General features: G+C 40.2%; 15 protein-coding genes. 7 read left to right on the top strand and 8 right to left on the bottom strand.

Features of this window, described 5'->3' with window-relative positions; genetic code table 11:
• Nucleotides 1-78: 78 nt before the first annotated feature.
• The 6 genes from AB5443_RS04240 (at nucleotide 79) to AB5443_RS04265 (ending at nucleotide 7623) form a co-directional block, all read left to right on the top strand.
• Nucleotides 79-927 carry a helix-turn-helix transcriptional regulator gene (locus AB5443_RS04240; RefSeq protein WP_044656305.1) on the top strand — a complete coding sequence of 283 codons (849 nt, stop codon included), beginning with the start codon at nucleotides 79-81 and terminating at the stop codon, nucleotides 925-927.
• Between the two features lie 553 nt (nucleotides 928-1480).
• Nucleotides 1481-3772, top strand: coding sequence for an NADP-dependent malic enzyme (locus tag AB5443_RS04245; protein WP_368114103.1), 2292 nt, complete (start codon nucleotides 1481-1483; stop codon nucleotides 3770-3772).
• Nucleotides 3769-3945 carry a hypothetical protein gene (locus AB5443_RS04250; protein WP_156150110.1) on the top strand — a complete coding sequence of 59 codons (177 nt, stop codon included), beginning with the start codon at nucleotides 3769-3771 and terminating at the stop codon, nucleotides 3943-3945. Before AB5443_RS04245 ends, AB5443_RS04250 begins: the two co-directional genes overlap by 4 nt.
• 164 nt (nucleotides 3946-4109) lie before the next feature.
• On the top strand, nucleotides 4110-5444 hold the full coding sequence (locus AB5443_RS04255) for an NADP-specific glutamate dehydrogenase (protein WP_195408175.1): 1335 nt from the start codon (nucleotides 4110-4112) through the stop codon (nucleotides 5442-5444).
• Between the two features lie 183 nt (nucleotides 5445-5627).
• Nucleotides 5628-6815 (top strand): PCMD domain-containing protein, encoded by a 1188-nt coding sequence (locus AB5443_RS04260; protein ID WP_368114104.1) that lies wholly within the window; start codon nucleotides 5628-5630, stop codon nucleotides 6813-6815.
• Nucleotides 6816-6837: 22 nt separating this feature from the next.
• A complete protein-coding gene (locus tag AB5443_RS04265) occupies nucleotides 6838-7623 on the top strand; it encodes a porin family protein (RefSeq protein ID WP_073344547.1) in 786 nt (261 codons plus the stop codon).
• Between the two features lie 165 nt (nucleotides 7624-7788).
• Here the strand turns inward: AB5443_RS04265 and AB5443_RS04270 are convergent, their stop codons facing one another.
• Together AB5443_RS04270 and AB5443_RS04275 are read right to left on the bottom strand one after the other, a co-directional pair.
• Nucleotides 7789-9834 (bottom strand): PCMD domain-containing protein, encoded by a 2046-nt coding sequence (locus AB5443_RS04270; protein WP_368114105.1) that lies wholly within the window; start codon nucleotides 9832-9834, stop codon nucleotides 7789-7791.
• 304 nt (nucleotides 9835-10138) lie between these two features.
• Nucleotides 10139-10672 carry a calycin-like domain-containing protein gene (locus AB5443_RS04275; RefSeq protein ID WP_301910886.1) on the bottom strand — a complete coding sequence of 178 codons (534 nt, stop codon included), beginning with the start codon at nucleotides 10670-10672 and terminating at the stop codon, nucleotides 10139-10141.
• A 257-nt stretch (nucleotides 10673-10929) separates the two neighbouring features.
• On the opposite strand from AB5443_RS04275, the gene AB5443_RS04280 reads away from it, so the two are divergent.
• Nucleotides 10930-11778: an AraC family transcriptional regulator gene (locus AB5443_RS04280; RefSeq protein ID WP_022136740.1), complete on the top strand. Its 849-nt coding sequence runs from the start codon at nucleotides 10930-10932 to the stop codon at nucleotides 11776-11778.
• Nucleotides 11779-12260: 482 nt separating this feature from the next.
• On the opposite strand, the gene AB5443_RS04285 is transcribed toward AB5443_RS04280, so the two are convergent.
• The 6 genes from AB5443_RS04285 to AB5443_RS04310 are packed head-to-tail and all read right to left on the bottom strand — an operon-like array spanning nucleotide 12261 to nucleotide 21583.
• Nucleotides 12261-13880, bottom strand: coding sequence for a PCMD domain-containing protein (locus AB5443_RS04285; RefSeq protein WP_303003511.1), 1620 nt, complete (start codon nucleotides 13878-13880; stop codon nucleotides 12261-12263).
• A complete protein-coding gene (locus AB5443_RS04290) occupies nucleotides 13880-14740 on the bottom strand; it encodes a hypothetical protein (RefSeq protein ID WP_022136537.1) in 861 nt (286 codons plus the stop codon). The genes AB5443_RS04285 and AB5443_RS04290 overlap by 1 nt, the downstream gene beginning before the upstream one ends.
• Before the next feature lie 12 nt (nucleotides 14741-14752).
• Nucleotides 14753-15478, bottom strand: coding sequence for a hypothetical protein (locus tag AB5443_RS04295; protein ID WP_301885966.1), 726 nt, complete (start codon nucleotides 15476-15478; stop codon nucleotides 14753-14755).
• Nucleotides 15479-15505: 27 nt separating this feature from the next.
• Nucleotides 15506-17746 carry a DUF4493 domain-containing protein gene (locus AB5443_RS04300; RefSeq protein ID WP_235817259.1) on the bottom strand — a complete coding sequence of 747 codons (2241 nt, stop codon included), beginning with the start codon at nucleotides 17744-17746 and terminating at the stop codon, nucleotides 15506-15508.
• 12 nt (nucleotides 17747-17758) lie between these two features.
• On the bottom strand, nucleotides 17759-19027 hold the full coding sequence (locus AB5443_RS04305) for a DUF4493 domain-containing protein (protein WP_303003513.1): 1269 nt from the start codon (nucleotides 19025-19027) through the stop codon (nucleotides 17759-17761).
• Nucleotides 19028-19045: 18 nt separating this feature from the next.
• Nucleotides 19046-21583 carry a DUF4493 domain-containing protein gene (locus tag AB5443_RS04310; RefSeq protein WP_073344534.1) on the bottom strand — a complete coding sequence of 846 codons (2538 nt, stop codon included), beginning with the start codon at nucleotides 21581-21583 and terminating at the stop codon, nucleotides 19046-19048.
• Between the last annotated feature and the right edge of the window lie 37 nt (nucleotides 21584-21620).

A 21620-nucleotide genomic window follows, 5' to 3' on the forward strand; every position in this document is an offset into this window, starting at 1 on the left:
TTTTGTTCATTTTCGGAACACAAAAGCTAATATTTAGCAAAAAAGTCCTACTTTTGCCCGGCAATAAAGCTATAATATATGGAAGAAAGAAACTCTAACCTAGCCGTACTTCGAGAACCCTTCATCGCCGGAATTGATGAAAAGTTATCGCCAATCATGCACCACCTGTGGAAACTGGAAGGGGGCGCCATTTACTTCTGCCGCAGAGGGTGGGCACACGTCACGATTGACCTGAAAGATTATGAAGTTGTAGAAAACACCCAAATAGTGCTCCTTCCGGGAACTATTATCCGCATCAATGGCAGCAGCAGCGATTTTACCGCTTCCTTTTTCGGATTTCCCAAGGAAATGTTCATAGAAGCCTGTATGCGGTTCGAACCAATCTTTTTCCGGTTTATAAAGGAGCATCCCTGCTATGTTCTCCCGGAAGAGAATACCGGAGCCATCAACGGACTGATACGCGCCACGACTGCCATCTACAAAGACCGTGAGAATCGCTTCCGAAACCAGATAGCCAAGAATCACCTTCAGTCTTTCATGCTCGATATCTATGATAAATGTTATCGCCATTTCGACGCACAGGAAATAGAGGGTGGAAGCCGGCAGGACGAAATCTTCAAGAACTTTATTGCGCTAGTGCACGCCAATTGCACTTCCCAACGGGAAGTGACTTTTTATGCCGGCAAGCTTTGTATTTCTACGAAGTACCTGACCGGTATCTGCAAAAGCGTAACGGGAGATTCCGCCAAAAAGATTATTGACGATTTCGCCATTCTGGAGATAAAGGTACTGCTTCAGTCCACCGAACTGACGATACAGGAAATAGCCGACCGGTTAAGTTTCCCTGACCAGTCATACCTGGGAAGATATTTCAAACGACATGAAGGGATATCACCGAAGGAGTATCAGAGTAAATATTCTATTTAAACAGCCGTCAGATTCTGTATGCTGCTACTTTCAGTGTCGCCCGCCTGATAGCCCACAGCGCGCAAAATGACAAACGAATAAATATCAGGAATGAAAGTAGCAGTATTTCAGCGTATCCTTATAGCCTAAACATGAACAAAAAAAGACTTTTTGAGAACAAGGTATAAATTCTTCCTACTATAATTATAAATATCCATAACTTTGACTATCGCTGAATCCAAGTACAGGACTTTCTCTATTCAAATACGTAATTACAACAACTGTCGTACAGGTTTCCTGTGTTTCGTGTACATGTTTCACATATTTCTTGTACTTGTTCCGGGTATTTCTTCTATATGACTTCCCTATATCTCCTACATGGTTTTTCATATCAATAAAAACAAACGATGTTTTCCGAACCAAATATAAATGTGCAAACCTTACAAGTCGTATTATAAAATCAGTCATTTTGCTATAAAATTAATAGAATTTATCCACCAAGGACTACAATTTCTAACTTTTATTCCTACATTTGCAGCCAAATGATAACTTATTAATAAATAATACAGATACTATGGCTAAAATAACCAAAGAAGCCGCTTTGCTCTATCACTCACAGGGCAAACCTGGTAAGATTGAGGTAGTTCCTACCAAACCGTATAGTACACAGTCAGATTTAGCACTCGCATACTCTCCCGGCGTGGCAGAACCATGTCTCGAAATTGAGAAGAATCCGCAAGATGCATACAAATATACCGCAAAAGGTAATCTTGTTGCGGTTATTTCCAACGGTACAGCCGTACTCGGACTGGGCGACATAGGCGCATTGAGCGGCAAACCGGTAATGGAAGGCAAAGGGCTGCTTTTCAAAATCTACGCAGGCATCGACGTATTCGATATTGAAGTCGACGAGAAAGACCCTGAAAAGTTTATCACGGCAGTAAAAGCAATCGCTCCTACCTTCGGTGGTATCAACCTTGAAGATATCAAGGCGCCGGAATGTTTCGAAATCGAACGCCGTCTGAAAGAAGAACTGGACATCCCGGTGATGCATGACGACCAGCACGGAACAGCCATCATCTCCAGTGCCGGACTGGTAAACGCGCTCGAAGTGGCCGGAAAGAAAATCGAAGATGTAAAAATCGTCGTTAACGGTGCAGGCGCTTCTGCTGTTTCCTGTACTAAATTGTATGTTTCACTGGGCGCACGCCTTGAAAATATCGTCATGGTCGACAGTAAAGGCGTAATCAGCAAGACACGTACCGACCTGAACGAACAGAAGAGATATTTTGCAACCGACCGTATAGATGTCCATACACTGGAAGAAGCTATCAAAGGCGCGGATGTATTCCTCGGTCTGTCCAAAGGAAATGTATTGAGCCAGGATATGGTACGCAGCATGGCTCCCATGCCTATCGTATTCGCGTTGGCCAATCCTACACCGGAAATTTCTTACGAAGATGCCATGGCAGCCCGTCCCGATGTATTGATGGCAACCGGACGTTCCGACTATCCGAACCAAATCAACAACGTTATCGGATTCCCGTATATTTTCCGTGGCGCTTTGGACACTCATGCCAAAGCAATCAATGAAGAAATGAAGCTGGCAGCCGTACACGCTATCGCCAACCTGGCAAAACAGCCTGTACCCGATGTTGTAAACGCAGCTTATCACGTAAACAATCTTTCTTTCGGGCCTGAATATTTCATTCCGAAACCGGTAGACCCCCGCCTTATCACAGAAGTTTCCTGTGCCGTAGCAAAAGCCGCCATGGAAAGCGGAGTAGCCCGCACGGAAATCAAGGACTGGGATGCTTACTGCGTACATCTGCGCGAATTAATGGGATATGAATCCAAACTGACCCGCCAACTGTATGACACTGCCCGCCGCAATCCGCAACGTGTGGTATTTGCCGAAGGTATCCACCCGAATATGCTGAAAGCAGCCGTTGAAGCGAAAGCCGAAGGTATCTGCCATCCTATCTTATTAGGAAACGACGAAGCTATCGGCAAGTTGGCGGAAGAGCTAGACCTCAGTCTGGAAGGTATCGAAATCGTCAATCTCCGTCACCCCGACGAAGCCGACCGCCGCGAACGCTATTCACGTATCCTGTCGGAAAAACGTGCACGCGAAGGCTTTACTTACGAGGAAGCCAACGACAAGATGTTCGAGCGCAACTATTTCGGCATGATGATGGTGGAAACCGGAGATGCAGACGCATTCATCACCGGACTTTATACAAGATACAGCAATACAATCAAGGTTGCCAAAGAAGTGATCGGTATCCAGCCGGGCTTCAAGCACTTCGGAACCATGCATATCCTGAATTCCAAGAAAGGTACTTACTTCCTGGCAGATACGTTGATTAACCGTCACCCGGACACTGAAACGTTGATTGACATCGCCAAACTGTCCGACAAGACAGTCCGCTTCTTCAATCATACTCCGGCAATGGCCATGTTGTCTTACTCAAACTTCGGCGCCGATACTACCGGAAGCCCGGTAAAAGTACACGAAGCCGTAGACTATATGCAGAAAGAGTATCCTGAGCTGGCTATCGACGGTGAAATGCAGGTAAACTTTGCCATGAACCGCGAATTGCGTGATACCAAATATCCGTTTACCCGCCTGAAAGGCAAAGATGTGAATACACTGATTTTCCCGAACCTGAGTTCGGCCAATGCAGGTTACAAATTGCTACAGGCAATGGATCCGGATACGGAATTTATCGGCCCTATCCAAATGGGATTGAACAAGCCTATCCATTTCACCGATTTTGAAAGCTCTGTCCGCGACATCGTTAATATCACAGCCGTAGCCGTGATTGACGCCATCGTTGTCAAGAAGAAAAAAGAAGGTAAATGAAAAGGCCGTTATCCAGATCACAAATAGTTTGCATCAGTCTGCTTTGGTTGGCGCTTTGCTATTTAGTTATCACAAAAGCCGAACGAATTGACGGCATGACGATAGTAACGCTTGTCATTTCGGCAGCGTTGGTATTCATTCCTGTCTATAAGTCGATAAAAAAGAACAAATAAATATCTTTTTTCCCATTTTTAATGCGATAAAATATCAAATTTGATGTTTTATCGCATTTTTCTTTATAAAATGTTTGTTAGTTCAATTTTTATCTTTACTTTTGCAACCGCATAAGAGAAATAGATAATCGAATTTTAAACAACCTATAAAAGAAAAAAAGATTATGAATGCAGCAAAGGTATTAGACGATCTGAAAAGAAGATTTCCCAATGAACCGGAGTATCATCAAGCAGTAGAAGAAGTTCTTTCTACTATTGAAGAAGAATACAACAAACACCCGGAGTTCGACAAAGTGAACTTGATTGAACGTTTGTGTATTCCTGATAGAGTATATCAGTTCCGCGTGACTTGGATGGATGACAAAGGTAACATTCAGACGAACATGGGTTACCGTGTTCAGCATAACAACGCGATTGGCCCATACAAAGGCGGTATCCGTTTCCATGCATCTGTGAACCTTTCTATCTTGAAGTTCCTTGCCTTTGAACAAACATTCAAAAACTCACTGACTACTCTGCCGATGGGTGGTGGTAAAGGTGGTTCCGACTTCTCTCCCCGTGGAAAGTCAAATATGGAAGTAATGCGTTTCGTTCAATCTTTCATGTTGGAATTGTGGCGCCACATCGGCCCTGAAACTGACGTTCCGGCAGGTGACATCGGTGTTGGCGGTCGTGAAGTAGGTTTCATGTTCGGTATGTACAAGAAACTGGCTCACGAATTCACCGGAACATTCACTGGTAAAGGCCGCGAATTCGGTGGTTCACTGATTCGTCCGGAAGCTACCGGTTATGGTAACATCTATTTCTTGATGGAAATGCTGAAAACTAAAGGAACTGACTTGAAAGGCAAATCCTGTTTGATCTCCGGTTCGGGTAATGTTGCCCAATATACTGCGGAAAAAGTTCTCGAACTCGGTGGTAAAGTTCTGACAATGTCGGATTCTGACGGTTACATCTTCGACCCGGACGGTATTGACCGCGAAAAACTGGATTACATCATGGAACTGAAGAACCTGTACCGTGGACGTATCCGTGAATACGCTGAAAAATATGGTTGCAAATATGTAGAAGGAGCTCGTCCTTGGGGCGAAAAAGCAGATATTGCCCTGCCTTCTGCCACTCAGAACGAATTGAACGGCGACGACGCTAAGAAATTGGTTGCTAACGGAGTGATTGCCGTATCTGAAGGTGCAAACATGCCTTCTACTCCGGAAGCTATCAAAGTATTCCAGGATGCTAAGATTCTTTACGCTCCGGGTAAAGCAGCCAATGCCGGTGGTGTATCAGTATCAGGTCTTGAAATGACTCAAAACTCTATCAAACTGAGCTGGAGCGCTGAAGAAGTAGATGAAAAGCTGAAGAGCATCATGAAGAATATCCACGAAGCTTGTGTTCAGTATGGTACTGAAGCAGACGGATATGTAAACTATGTGAAAGGTGCTAACGTAGCAGGATTCATGAAGGTTGCCAAAGCAATGATGGCACAAGGTATCGTATAATCAGCTTATAAGATATAGTAAGCTATAGTTTAAGACTCCCACCTTCCGGAAGGAAGAGCGGGGGTCTTTTTTTGTATTACATTCCCGACAGTTATGCTCCCTCTTTTAACATTCTACAAAAATTGGCGTCAACGCTTATAGCTATCTTTGTAACTTATATAATCCCTTAACTCATAACAATAGATGAAACTAAAAAATGTATTCGCCGGAATGATAATGTGTCTGGCAATAACTTCTTGTATTCAAGACGAAGGTTTAAACGTTGAAGCTGCCATAGATGGATGCAACGGCAGTAATATCCAATTATCTACCATCAATACTTACAGTAAGACAGTATCGATTTACGTATCAAAAGCCACAGATTTATCAACATTGGAAATCCAGTTCGAACTGCCTGAGGGAGCCGAAATAGAACCTGTCGACGCAGCGGCAAACGATCATGCTCCTAAATATGACTTTTCAAATTCAAAAGTTCCCGTTACTTCGGAACAGACATTGGAGCAATACCAGCGTAAGTTCAGAGTGACATCCGAGAGCCGCACTACGGAAGCCGTTTATATGATTACCGTTATCAAGTCGGAACTTCCTACGGAGTATCATTTTGAAAATATAGAAGACGGTAATAACAAGTACCATATATTCTATGAATTCAATCTGCAAAAGGCGGAAATGCTCCAATGGGCAAGTGGTAATCCCGGCTTCAACCTCACCGGTATGGTGAGATCTCCACTGGATTATATAACTATACAGTCACAAGGATATATAGGTAAGGGTGCAAAACTGGAAACTAAAAGTACCGGAAGTTTCGGTGCAGGGGTGAGTATGCCTATTGCTGCAGGAAATCTCTTCATCGGTTCATTTGAAGTCGGCAACGCATTGAAAGACGCAATGAAGGCTACCAAATTCGGTTTCCCTTTCTACAAGCATCCTACACGGCTTTCAGGATATTATAAGTTCAAACCGGGAACTGATTATACTTCCTATACTTTGGGATCGGATGGAAAGAAAAACTTTTTCATAGATGCCAGCATGAATGGTAAAGATAAGGGTGATATATATGCTGTTTTATATGAAGCAGACAATGTTGAGGATTTCCTGGACGGTTACAACTCTTTGAATTCTCCTAAAATAGTATCTCTTGCAAGAATCAAATCAGAGGACGTGAAAGAAACAAGCGAATGGACTTCTTTCGATTTACCGTTTGTACTTCAAAATAACAAAACAATCAATGACAACATGCTTGCTGCCGGCAAATATAAACTTGCCATCGTATTCTCTTCCAGTGTGGAAGGAGCAGCTTTCAAGGGTTCAGTAGGAAGTACATTATGGATAGACGAAGTGACAATCCATTGCGAGGAAGACAACGATTAATAATTTAAAAAGTAATTTATATATGAAAAAATATATATTGGCTAGTTTAGCTATGTTTTTTTTCGGCATCGGCCAAATCAATGCACAATCATCTAATGAACACAAAGGGCTTTTATGGTCTTCGCTTCATGGGTTAGATTATCAATTCAAAGCGGGTGTGAACATAGGTGGGACTGCCCCTCTCCCTCTTCCTAAAGAGATCAGAAGCATCGACAGCTACTCTCCCGGGCTTGCCATCACCCTGGAAGCGAATATTACCAAATGGATAGACGTGCAAAAAAAGTGGGGAGTCAGCTTAGGGCTTCGTCTCGACAACAAAAATATGACTACCGAAGCTACGGTAAAGAACTATGGCATGGAGATTTTTAATGAAACAGGCGGAAAGGTAGAAGGACTTTGGACAGGTGGGGTCAAGACCAAAGTAAAAATGTCCCTTTTGACTGTACCTGTCCTTGCTAACTACAGAATCAGTGACCGGTGGAAACTCGTTGCAGGCCCTTATTTCTCATATATGATTGAGAAAGACTTTTCAGGCCATGTTTATGAAGGACACCTGCGCTCGCCGGACGCTACCGGCGACCGGGTGAATTTCACTGGGGATAATATTGCAACTTATGATTTCTCCGAAGATCTGCGCAAATTCCAATGGGGATTGCAAGTAGGTGGAGAATGGAAAGCGTATAAGCACTTAAATATACATGCTGACCTGACATGGGGACTAAATGATATCTTCAAGAAAGATTTCACTACGATTTCATTTGCCATGTATCCTATATACTTAAACATCGGATTTGGTTACTCATTCTAATAAGTAGACCTCTATACAAGGATATATAAAGAACCGGCGAAGAATCTTGTTATATGATTCTTCGCCGGTTTCTTTATATTTATATCAGAAGATTACCTTTTCATAAAAAAGGCCGTCTCATGTTTTATTGAGACGACCTCTTTCTTTATCTTTCTACTCTAATGATTAGAATACAACTTCAAGATTGTCAATATAGAGTACGCTACCCGGTGCACCCGAGAAGTTATCTCCATCCTTACTGGACGAACAAACAATAGCCAACTTATATATCTTGGAAGAATCCCAGGATTTACCATTTTTATACTCGAAGTTAACGTTGAACGCAGTATACTCAGAGCGTTCGCCTGCGTCTTTTACCGAAGCGATAGCCACGATCTTGTCAGATGTCAACAGATTAGTTCCATCCAAATGATCTGCAGAATAAGATTTGATCTCATATAATACCGCATTCATTGCAGGAGCATCTGTCTTAGTGTTATCCAGCGTCACTTCATGAGCCTTTTTGGGATCACCAGGAGTATTGGCTTGATAATAATCCGGTCCGGCAGCATATTTGTAAAATCCTTTAAAAGATTTTGGTTCTTTGGTACATACATTGCCGAAATGAGTACTTTGCAAGGTATTCATAATATTCACGCTGAATATTCCATTATACACTGTACCTGACGTTACTTTAGGAATAGCAGTTACCAATACATACCTTCCTTTTGTATCAGCCGTTACAAGACGTGCCGCTTTTCCACTGCCAGTAGCAGTATCGTCAGTTTCAGTCACCAGATAAGGGCCTGCTTGTGGATACAAAGCAGTACTTCCCGTACCATACATCGCTTTGATATATTTCAGTCCTTCATTTGATGTCACCCATCCATTTCCCGGTTCATAATATTCCTGATATTTATTGGCTTCAACGTCAGTGGCATTCTTCAGTTCCCACGGGGCATCAAAATCAACCTTAAATGAAAAGTCATTAATCACATCATAGGTAATAGTATAAGTCAGTGTTGTTCCTTTTTCCGGTTTTACTTTTACCTGCGTCTTTTCTCCGGAGAAATCAATAGGAGTCCCCTTCACATACTCTACATTGTTATAAAGCAGTGTTGCTCCCTCTGAAACCTCAAAAGTAGGTACCAGTTCTTTCAATTGTTCTGTCGTCGTACCCGGAGTGACATAGAACACCACATTTTGTTCGGTAATCTCAGGTTGAACAGTTATTATATTACTATCAATAGTCATTTTTAGCAATTTATTACCTGTTCTCTGTACCGGTTCGGATGTATAGGTATAATTCACCGTATAAGTCGCCGATTTCACCATTATCTTCAATGAGAGGATTTGATTAGCCCACGTACCGGATACTGTGTATTCAACTTCTTCTTTATTATTTTCAGCAAGCGTACCTTTAAATTCCTCAATAGAAAAAGTTCCATCTACATTCTTTATTAACCGTGCACCATTTACCACAAGAGGCTGAGTAGCTTTGGAAGCCGTTGGTGTACCCAACTCAGGATTATAAGGAAATGAGATACTAAATTTTGTAATTGAGATCTTATTATATCCCGCAGCAGTCAAATAAATGCCACCTGTTGCAGACGGATAAGCCAGTGAAAAACCCTCTGCTTCATAATCACAGGTAAATCCTGTCGCGGAACGCGGATAGAAACCTACGAGTGTTTCCGAATAATCCGTATCATCTATTTCTTTAGAAATACGAGTACCGTCAAATGAAACCACAATGTCCATATCTTCAGCAGGACCGCCCTCTACGCTCCCACCTTTCTGGATAACGTTGATATTTAAATTAGCTTTTTCATTACTTACTGTTCCTGATACTTTGATAGTCAGATTTCCCAAAACAGCATGGTTCATTGTTGTTGCAGTTTCCTGTAGAACCACCTGTCCTTCATCACCACTCAAAGGTATGCCGCTCACTACAATATCACCTACAGAGAAAGTTAAAAATGAAAAGTCTCTCAATGACAATTCCACTTTATCCGCTCCTTCAGCTTTTACAAAAATTCTCTGGGATATAGCTTCCGGAGTCAAGTTTACACCGTTCATGGAAACCTTCAAGCCCCCGTCGTAAGTGCCGACTGTCGCATCTTGAAGCATAGTAAAGTCAGGGCCCGTGTTTTTCGGATCGTCATCACTACAAGCCGTGAATAGACTTACCGAGCAGATTAATACAAATAAACACAACAAATTCTTTTTCATTGATACTCTGTTTAAGTTAATAATAATAAGTTAATTACAAATAGAAAAGTCCATTTTCAAGAAGAGATAATTACTCTTCCTTGCTAAAAAATGGCATAAAGAAATCTCTTAGACCTTATATATACATAAGGTCTACTTCATGAATTAAATAGTCTATTTTTTAGATTATACTTGCCTTAGGCAAGTTGCCAACATGAGGTAGTAAAGAGAATAAAAACAGTTTAGTAAGAGAAACAGTTCTCACAGTTCCTCATAAATATAGTTTAAATGTTATGAGAAACTGCGTGAAACCATGTTCTGTATTTTATTTTTTCGTTCCAGTATATTGAACTTTGACACTTAATAAGTTCTCCACTTCCATTGCACTTACAGCTACATCTATCGGCAAACTCAAATTTTTACCGTTTACTGTCGCATTTACAATATCAACTTTACAATCAGCAGGAATGCTTAATTCAGGACTCAACGGGACTTGTATCCCTTTCAACTCCTTAGTACCACTAAAGGTCGCTTTTCCATCCTTCTGTGTCAAAGTACATTTTTCCACTTTCAAATCACCTAAGTTCACAGGTATGGGATCACTATTACCAAGAACCACATTTAGAGTAAATTCTTTGATAACCACATCCACAGCATTATCGCCATTCTTTTCCAAAGACAGAGATTTAGCCTCGTTGGCAACTACTTCTCCCTCTATGCTAGCAACCAAAGTACCACTGTATGTACCAGCCACTATTCCCGAAGGAGTAGTATCATCATCGTCATCGTCACCACAAGCTGTAAACAGACTCATCGAGCCAATCAGCATTGCAAACATAAAAAATGAAATTCTTTTCATAACTTTCTCTTTTAGTTAATGGTTTTATCTACAAAAGAGAATACCACTTTTATTCTCTTCGCCTTTTTCTCAAAAGATAGCGCAAAGTAACGACTATTTACGGAGTGGCACAAGGTCTATTTTTTCTGTTTTTGTCCTCTTCTTCAACAATCTCATCCCATAAAGAAACTATGCGAACTACAGACGCATTTTGTGGAAGAAATAGGTAGTCGAATTTTCCATCGTTCAGTTACCTTTGCCGGAATAGTAAAAGTACAATGAATAAAGAATTACCTAAAATAGATTTACCGGAAGAATGGGTGATAGGCACAGGAATTAGTAAGGAATTGCTTAGTTTGTACACCAACTTTCCCTGCCGGTTAAAAGCGGAGATTTTTGTATTGTGTATGGAAGGTGAAATAGAAGCTTCGGTCAACCTGAACCGTATCACAATACATGCCAATGAATTTGCCACCATCATGCCGGGCAGTATTCTTCAAATACACAATGTACGTGGAGAGCCCAAACTGTATTTTGGTGGTTTCTCATCAAAATATCTGGAACAAACCAGCTTAAACCCATCTCCTGTTGATACCTTATTTGTAACAATAGGCAGACCGGTCATTTCATTAAAAACAGAAGGAGCCAAACTACTGGAAGAATATTTTCTGTTTCTAATAAAACTTTATACCTTTTTCGACCAGCCGACCCGCAAAGGAATCACCTTACATCTATATAATAATATTCATGTAGGAATATCTGCCATGTACAAAAACCGGCAGCAAAACACCAAAGAATTTCTATCGAAAAAGGAGCTTATATACAAGAATTTCACTCAACTCGTGGTTCAGAATTATAATCAGACACGGAATGTGGCATGGTATGCTGATAAGCTAAAAATAGCACAGACTCACCTCTGCACCATAGTAAAACAAGTAACGGGAAACACATGTGTAGAAATCATCTCGCGCATGGTGATTATGGATGCCAAGTCACAATTGAAATCCACCAATTTCTCCATTCAGGAAATTTCCGACTCGCTCAACTTTGCCAATATGTCGTTCTTCGGCAAGTATTTTAAGCGATATGTGGGGATGAGTCCACTGGCATATCGGAATAACGGATAATTGGAAACATCCGATAATTATTGGAAACAGGCGTATGTGACGTGTATGGAAAGACAAAACATATCACCTTATTTTATATTCTAATAAAAAAACTGCATTCTGTTTTTTATTCATTTCAGTACGGGTATGAATCAAATCCATACGGTTATGTTATGAACTAATTTCGAGCTTGTGCAGATTTATTTTTAATGCTTAATGGATTTATGGTTAATGATGCATGGCTTTATTCGTCTGACAACTGTTTCTTTTTCGTCTGACAGTTGTTAGACGAAAAAGAAACAGTTGTCAGACGAAAGTTTAACAATTGTCAGACGAATAAAGTTATGTATAACGGGGATTAAATCATTGTATACTACCAATAAAGTTTTAGAAAAACTAAGTTTAGTTCATTTCCGTACCGTTTCACTCTTTTCGTCCTAGGCTATCGTCAAATCTATCACTTGCTTGAAAACTCGTACTTCAGTCTTTTATTATAATAAGAATTAATCATCATAGTCATACTCTAAAGTAAAATCGTCAACCCACATCACACTCTGGTCACTACCGAAAAAGTAATCACCATATTTACTGGACGAACATACTACTATCAAGTATTTCGGAACCCGATAAGTGTCCCGATATTCCAATTCAACACTAAACCGTTCAAAGTTATGGATTGTTTTTCCTTGAGTAAATTCGCCATAGGCAATAACATGCGAATCATTGGGATCAAACATCTTTCGCTTACTCGAAGTTTTGGCGGTTATAATATCTATAGGAGCGTCCCAATCACCCAAAGCAACCCAAATGATACAAGTATCATCTTTATCTTTCAAAAGAGGATATAATTCGTCATACTTATCCGACCCCTTATCCATTTGATTGATAGCTCCGGTAGTGTACTTATAATATCCGGTCAGTTTCGTAGGACGTTCGGTAAACGGACGACCAAACTTCAAATGCCCATCTGTCATAGAACCTTCTGCAAAACCATACCAATAACCGGCAAACAAGTTTCCTGCCGCAAATTTAACCAAAGCATAAATCGATTCCATTTTAACAGAAGTTCCCGCTTTACCATCCCAAGTATTTGTTTCATCCGGTGTCGTTATACTTCGAAGAATAGAAGCTCCTTTATTTCCACTTCCCCAAAATTCCTCACTGCCTTCCGACCAAAAATTGTAGACCTTACCCTTCAAATGCCAATCATCAAATTTAGCATTCGGCAATTGCATAGCTGTTCCCGTAGTAAAAGTCAATTCATCACCATAATCCCCGCCCGAATATGCACGACAGACATAGGTCGTTTGTGCTTTTAAATGCGGTACGCGTGCAGAGAAAGCGGCCCCATCTGTCGTTATGTATGAATCATCCACTTTGGTCCACTCTTCTGCTGTAGATTCGCGAATCTCAAATCCATTGTCGGCTCCCTCAATACCCTCTGCATAAAGCCATGCCACATTCACCCATCCATCTGCCCGTTTGGTTTCCACATCTTTATCTTTACGATACACACGGAGTTCCCACTCTTCTTCAAAGAAGTCCTGATACTTCACTTTTACCTGCGCAGAAGCATAATTGGAATAAACAGTCCATTGTAATGCCGGTAGTCCCGTTTTACCATTATAGGTTGCTCCTGCCGGTCCAAGTTTTAGCTCCAACAACTCCAAATCTTTCCATTTTGTATTTTTACGAACACTGGCTAAAGCTATTTTAGTGTCAGCATTTATATCAGATAAACCTACTTGATTCACCATTTTAAACGAACGTGCTATATCCCGTTGAGCCATCACTTTCCAATGATACTCCTGATAAAGAGACAAAACCACCTCATAAGGTTTAGTCAAATCTATTACATCCTGTACGGCAAGTGTACTTTTCGCACCTTCTGTCACAGATAATTTAGTCACACGGACTTTTCGTAAATCAATATTCTCTTCCAACCTCAAGGTCACAGTCTGATCTCTATCAGAAATTACTGCATTCTCCTTTTGACCATCCACTTGCAGGCCCGTTATAGATAAAGCTATCTGCGGATAGCCGATATCATTCTTGATACATCCTTGCAATAAGCCGGCCATAGCAGCTACAAGCAACAAATTATATATGATTCGCATTTTCATTACATACAAAAGGTTAAGCCGATATTAATATTAAAGAGATTTATTTTAAAATTGGCACCACTATCTCTCCGTTTACCCTCTTCTCCCAAATTATTCTTCTGCTTCTCTGTACGATATTTAAAGCCGACAACTCCAAAAGACAATTCCGCGCAAACATTCTGTGTGATGAACACTGCCAATCCGGGGTTAATGCCCAAATGTATCTCATTGATCGTCGTATCCGTACGTTTAAATTCTTCTCCCTCACCACGAGAAAAGCTAGAGGTTCCTCTCTTATAAGTCAATGTCGTTTCATTGAATAAGCCGAAAAGTTTACCATGGTCAAGTCCGACATAAGAGCGATGGAATACACCGACGGAACGTAAATCTTCCGTATAGCGGATATTATCCAAAGAAAAATCAAGATCATCGTCAATATTCAGTGATATATTGCCTAAATCAGCTATCGTATGGCTATATCCCAATTTCATACCGACAATCATATTATCCGCCAGTGCATATCCGACAAATGGATTTACTGAAAACGTTTTAAAGTTACAATCAAAATCTTTTAATATAGAAAACAACAATTTGCTATCATCGCTATCAAAATTGACATAAGAAAAAGTCAATCCGCCAATCCATTTCTTTTTGGGAATAAAACGATAACTGATAATACCACGGTCATAACGTCCAATCGGCTTGATACGAATCAGCCCTGTATTATTGGCGGCAATATCCTTCTTTGCCTGCATTGATTCCAACTCAGCCTTGTCTACATACACAGTATCATGTATCACAATTGTATCTCGCTGTTGTGCTTGTAACTCTTGTACGCTTACCAACAAAATAACAATACATATATAGATTAATCTACTCATCTCCCCGTCTTTTTATAAATAGAATGCAATACCTAAACCGATAGAGAACAGGTTTATTTTGAAATTTGCAGAACTGGATGAACGTTCTCCAATATACACCTGGTCGGTTGTCTGTTTTACTTTACTAAAATCAAGTCCAAGCACCCCTATACTAACTTCCACTGCTGTGTAATTATTAATAAAGGCGACAATTCCCGGAGCTACTCCTAGACCGAAATCCGCAGTTGTGGAATAGGTTCCGGTCAATGTTCCTCCATTCTTGGTTACCATTTTCGACTGGCTTCCTCCCACTTCCAAACGTGTCTCAGCAAAAAGAGCAAACCGCTTACTGGTACCCATATTTATGTAGTTCCGCAAAATACCAATTACACTGTAAGAATGTTTCAACTGATATAAATCATTAACGTCAAAATGGGTATCATCATCCAGATTCAATGTTACCCCATCAAGTTTGGTCAATGAACGCCCATAGGAAAAACGTCCTCCGGCAGCTAAGTTATCTTTCAGCGCATAACAGAACATCGGACTGATCTTAAACATGTATCCATCCGAATTAAAACCATCAACAATCAAGAATTGATAATTCTGCTCATTATGTTCGGAATAAGATACTGAACTTCCTACAATCCATTGCCCCTTAGGAACAAAAGTACGAGCCTCTATGTTACGCTTGAACTCCTGCGTTTGCGCAATAGTTATTCCTGCTCCGGCAATTATCAGCAGCAAGAAAAATATAATCTTCTTCACTAAATTCATATTGTTTACTTATTCCTTTATTTCGTCTTCGTCGTACACCAGTTTCAAATCATCAAGCCACATGGTACTCTTTGTACTTCCCGCAAAATAATCACCAAATTTACTTGCCGAAGCTACCACTATAATGGAAGCTGGAATTTCTGTCGCTGCAAATTCCCTATAGTCCAGTCGAATGACAAAATGATGCATTCCCTCTCCATCAGTAGAATTATCCCATGTCTTCTCACCATATGCATAAATATGAGGATCATTCTTGTCAAACAGCTGTTGACTAGCACTTGCCGTTTTGATAATAACAGGCCATGTACCCTTATCTTCATAAGTTTCTCCTTCTTTCCAATCACCCAAAGCTATAAACATATAACCTTTATCCTGTTCTCCTTCAGCAATATAACCATCCTTAGGATTATCTACTATGCCCGAGTTGTATCGGATATAGCCAGTTAAAGCTATTGGCCGCGAAGTAAAAGGACGCCCCCATCCCAGTACTCCATCCATACCTGTTGTAGCCAAATAACGCCCTGTAAACAAGTTGCCGGCTGCAAACTTTATAACAATACTCTTTGACTGCAATTGAGCTGAACATGTTCCTTCTACTTTTAATGAAGTATCTTTCGTTGTCAGGTCTGTAGCAAATAAAGAGACTGACGATGAACCATGATTACCTGAATCCCAGAAGATTTTATCTTCCGATGTAGAAGCAGCTACATACATAGGTTTAGCTCCTGTCCATTCTTCAAACCCACTATTGGGCAACTGAATAGCTTTCTCTGTAACAAAACGACATGTTACATTAGAAGCAACCTCTCCTTCCATTAACTGGTATTCATATTCCGAACATAGTTTCTCTTTATCAATCTCCAATCCTGTCACTTCAGCAGTTATAGTTGAACCATCCAGAACTGCAGGAACAGTGTTCCAATCCTGAGTTCCTACTACCCGATAACGGAAAGACAATTCTGCCTGCGGAGTACGTCCCGGAAGCACGGAACCGAACAATGTAGCTTTCGTTGCCCATATCAAATACCTTTTGTCATTCGGTATATCCTCTGTCTGCACTGATATATCTGAGGCTACAATTTGCCACTCTACTATCCGATTGTAACCATTTTGGTCAGTTACAGAGAAACGAATACTGCGTGTTCCATCATTTGCCGTATATTTCTGAATGAGCGAAGCTGAAAATTCAATATTCATTGCATGTCCTAAAGAAGACTCTTTTTTATCAATTGTTATTCCGCCATCAGCCAAATCTGATTCTTGCTCAGAAGTTAGATTCTTCAAATCAAAACTTTGTTGGGATAAACCCAAATATTCAGGGAACTGCTCTGAAGAAATTTCAACTTGCGTCAACACTGTAGAGCCGGTTATCATCACAGTAACGGCATCTCCTGCCCCTTTTTCCATATAAGTAGGCTGAGTCAGCACTAACGGCTGTCCACTCATTTCCGCCTTAATAGCCGGACGACGGTGTATCACTTCTTCTACCTTTATCTCGTCAAGAGGAGTAACATCTACTTTCAATTCCAATATACCTCCTCCGGTATCCGGCAATTCTATATCCAAGTCTTTAAATTCATATGTCAAATTATAAAGGGTAGCTGAGTTGACATCAGGAATCGTGTCTATATGCTCACACTGTTCACCTGTTATTTTATTAATGGCGGTGAATGTACAGAACAATGTATCACATTCTGCAGGAAGAGAGAAATATCCTAATTTTCCATCATTGTTTGCCGGAAAATCTAATGCACCATCTTCTGCTTTTACAGCCACTTTCACAGAACAATCTTCAAAATAAGTATTTATCGATTCTCCAAATGCTACTGATGTAACTGTATTGCCAATATTACAGACAACATCTACTTTCACTTCACTTCCTTTGGTTATAATAAAAGGGGTAATCCCTTCATAGAATTTCTTATCAAACGAAGCAGCTACAGAATCACCGGATGTTACTCTGACACGATAATCTTCACTGGACGCTAACACAATATCAGCCGGAATGTTATCAATCCCCTGATATTTACGAACCAACTTATTACCATCATAAATACGTACCTTGCAATCCTTCTTCAGATTATCTTCCTCTTCCGTAGTCAAAGAACGGGTCGCCACAACCTTCAAGTCATTCTTCATCCCCACAGTCAGCCGAAGTGTTCCTTCCCCGACTTCAGCAGCATACTCATCCCGCTGACAAGCTGTCAGAACAAAGAGAAGTAACCATATATATAAATTATACTTTCTCATTTTCATCCTCTTTTATTCCGGAACATTGAATGTTAATGTAGCCGATTCACTTTGCCCTTTCTTATCAATCAGAGTTATATGGAATTTATGAGGTTGTTTTCCCGGGAAGAGTTTCAGCATTGGTGTAAACTGAGTAATTACAAAATCCAATGTTTTCTTTCCAATCACCTCGTCCTTTACAGGGAATTTTAAAACATTCTTCAATGTTTCCTCAAATTCTCCCGGCTCGGCTAAATCAAAAGCACCTGCTTCACCAAACATTGCTGCAATGGCTTCTGCAAAAGTTGGACTACCTGCTTCTATTTTTATATTTACATGTGCAATAGTTTCGGGAGCCTCAAGCTTCACTATAACTTCCAACGGATTATCCTCGGTTACATCGTCACCTAAAATATAATCGAATTGTTTGCAAATAATTGCAGGTTTGCCTGCTTCCGGTTCCTCACCACCATTCGGGAAATCATCAATCCCCGGCTCTTCGGGACGAACGTTGCCATTTATATCTTCCACTTCACAACTACTATCTACTTTTATAGAAGCATCGGCACTTCCACCTGTATTCGGGTCACCGTCGGCATCATCCAAAGAATAAGCGACTGTTACGAGATAACCGATTGCAACATTTGAAACAGAACGTGTATTTTCAGTCTGTTCATCATCATCTTCAAGTGTACTCAAGAATTTAAAATCCACAATATTGCCAGTTTCTTCTGCAGGGAAATAAGCAGAACGAGTCTCGTCGTTTTTCTTAAAAGTCAGAGAATTATCTTTGTCCTTGTTCACAATGACTGTCACTTCCGTATCTTCTCCCAATATAGCCTTTAAGTCATCCGTGTAGCTAATATTCACCATAATACAATGGAGTTTACATTCTATTGTCGCAATATTAGTCACTTGGTCTTTTAAAATTTCAAATGTCTTGGAACCCTCACAATAAGGTTCGTCAAACACCGGCTTATTACTATTCGGAGCATGGGCTATAACTTTATACTTACCAACTTCCAATTGGAATATTTCAGGGATTTCACTGTATATCCATTCTGATACTAACGTTCCTTCTTCTGCCCTATAAATACCAACGATATATTTATTAATATCTACTGATGTAGCAGCACGACTCAGTGGAACGGCCTTTACATCTACATCCAAATTCAGTGAGGAAAGATTTAATTGTCCGTAGCCATTAGAGTCATTTCCAAAATCCATTTTTTCACGGTCGCAAGCGGAAAAGATAAAAAGGCTTACGATTAATGTTACTAATATATAAGTTATTTGTTTCATAATCATTGTATAACATTATTATTTTTCATATTCTAAACTAACGTCATCTATTGTCAAAATACTACCTATATGACGTGAATCACCATATCCTCCAAAAAGCCCCTTGTTACCTTTAACAGCTTTCACAGCAGGGGTATCTACTGTCGTAGATAAAAATTGAATCACTATAGAACTAGCTTTCTTTGTTGGTTCATCATACTTTATGGATATGCTTCCTTTTGTAAAACTGTCAACTGTACTATTAATCATTAATTCCCCACTACCTATTCTACTGCCATCAGATGCAAATACAATAACAGAAGGAACAGTATATTCATCATTATACGAATAATATTTATAAAAAAAGCACACGGATGTTGGACGTGAACAAAAATTCTTTCCTAGAATTTCTTTATGAGCATCTTCATCATATTCTCCTAGATATAATCCTCCAGCAGTTATTTGTTGCGGACTCGATCCTCCTCCTGGTCCCCAATTATTAAATCCCCATCCTATCGTAGCTATTTCCATTGCCGTATTTCCTCCATGTGACTCTATCACAAAATTCTTTTTATCATATTTATTCAAATGCCAAGTAGCAGTATGCAATTCTTCAGCATTCGTTGGTACAGTCCCTGGATAAGTAGCATAATACCAAGAATAATAGGTTCCGCTTAATTTCTGCGTTGTAGTCAAGTTTTGAGTATTCCACCATTGCTCAGCACTATTATAAGGGAAATAAGCATATATATCTTGCCCACCTAAAGAACTTCCTTCAGACCATCTCTTCTCCGCAAACCATTCTTCAAATCCTGAATTAGGAATTTGTATTTCTTCTTCTGTTTCAATATCCAACGGCTTAGAAGCCCCAATCACATCTCCTTCTCTATCCTTTTTTACAAACCGATATGTATATCCGATACCAGGAGTAAGTTTAGAAAGGGAAATTGTCGAACCTGACAAATTACACTCCTCTTTATTCCATACGCCTTCATTTCCATTCTTATCTTTTTTAGAACATTGAAAATCCCAGTCGTCAACACTGCCTGCTAACTGCAAAGTAGCCTGCTTTGTCCATACATCCCCCGGATACCGCAAACTCAAAGTCACCTCAGGTTCTCCCATCTCTGAAGCCAAAATATCTGTACGACGTAAATAACGAGCTTCAACCTGAATATCCGAATATTGAGATTCATCAAACTTAAATAGCAATTCATGAGAAATTCCCTCAGACTTAACATCGCTTGGCATCACTTGTTGCTCAGTTCCATCTTTCTTCAACCAATAAGTAACTTTAGTCGGATCACCATCAAGAGTCAATTTGGCTTTCATCTTCGTTGTTCCATATAGTACAGGCTCACCAGCACTCACTGCAAACTTATTATCACTACTGTGAACTCTAAATGTCAATGGCTCCTGATTTTCTTTTGCCAATTTATCAGTGGCTCTTAACTCAAAAACATGTTCGGCTTCTTCACTGTTATATTCCAGAAAAGGTATAACGTTTGTAAAGTCAATCTTCGCTATTTTATCTTTTTTTTCTCCTAATCCTACAATCTGCAAACCCAGTTTCTGCATAACACTCAATGTTTCCGCAGGAATATTAACCAAGTCTACCGTTTCAGGCCACCCTTGTTCTACCAACGAAGTTGAATGAGTAATTAAAGAGCAATTGGCTATTCCACCGGCAGCATGCAAATAAGCGTAGACTTCAGAAGCTTCGGCAGACTTGCCTTCTACAACAGTCATAACCTGATTCTCATTAAAACCGTTCGCCTGAAAATAAGGAGCAGGAGCACTTAATGCTTCATCTGAGATTTCAATGGTTACAGGCTTCTGATTAGGAATATCGTCACTAAATGAAATATTTAAAGATGGAGTGCCGGCATCTACGTCCAATGTGAGAATATAAGCGTGGCGTGCTTCAGCAGTGAAATCTTTTGCTTTTAATGTCACCTCTTGCGAATATCCCTCTTTCTTTCGGGCCTTTACACGGACAACCAAATTCCCCGGCTTGAAATAAGCATACCGCTCTTCGGAAGATGCATATTCTACAGTATTACCCAATGAAGTGGAAACTTCTGAGGTATAAGTAGCAAAATAATCCTTAAAAGCATCAGTATAAACAATTGCTAATTTAGCATTGGCCAAGTAGCAGGTAACTTCCACGTCCGTAGTTTTACCTTTAGTGATAGTAAAAGGCTGGTTTCCTTCATAATAGGGTAATTCAAACCCCTCACTATTCACATCACCGTATGCGGCTTTTGCCAGGTAATTGTTGCCAGAGCGAAGTGTAAGCTCATCATCAGACAGAAAATCTGCCAAAGTAGCCCATTGACCTCGAAGAGTTTCTCCCTTAAATATAGAAAAAGAGAAATCATTTACATCAGGAACTCCCAATTCTGTTCCATCATCCACCCGGGTATTGGTTCCCACTACCACCTCGGGATTTGCATTAACCTGTACATGTAATGTCCCACTTCCTTCACTACCTTCGTCACGTTCTGAAGAACAAGAAAAAAACAGAGGCAAAAGACATATACAAAAAGCTAGTTTCACTAGTTGTCTATTACTCATCTCTCTAGAATCTCTTAAATGTATAAAACCGAGCGCA

The organism is Bacteroides sp. RTP21281st1_H5_RTP21281_210402 (assembly GCF_040918965.1).
Classification (GTDB): Bacteria; Bacteroidota; Bacteroidia; order Bacteroidales; family Bacteroidaceae; genus Bacteroides; species Bacteroides congonensis.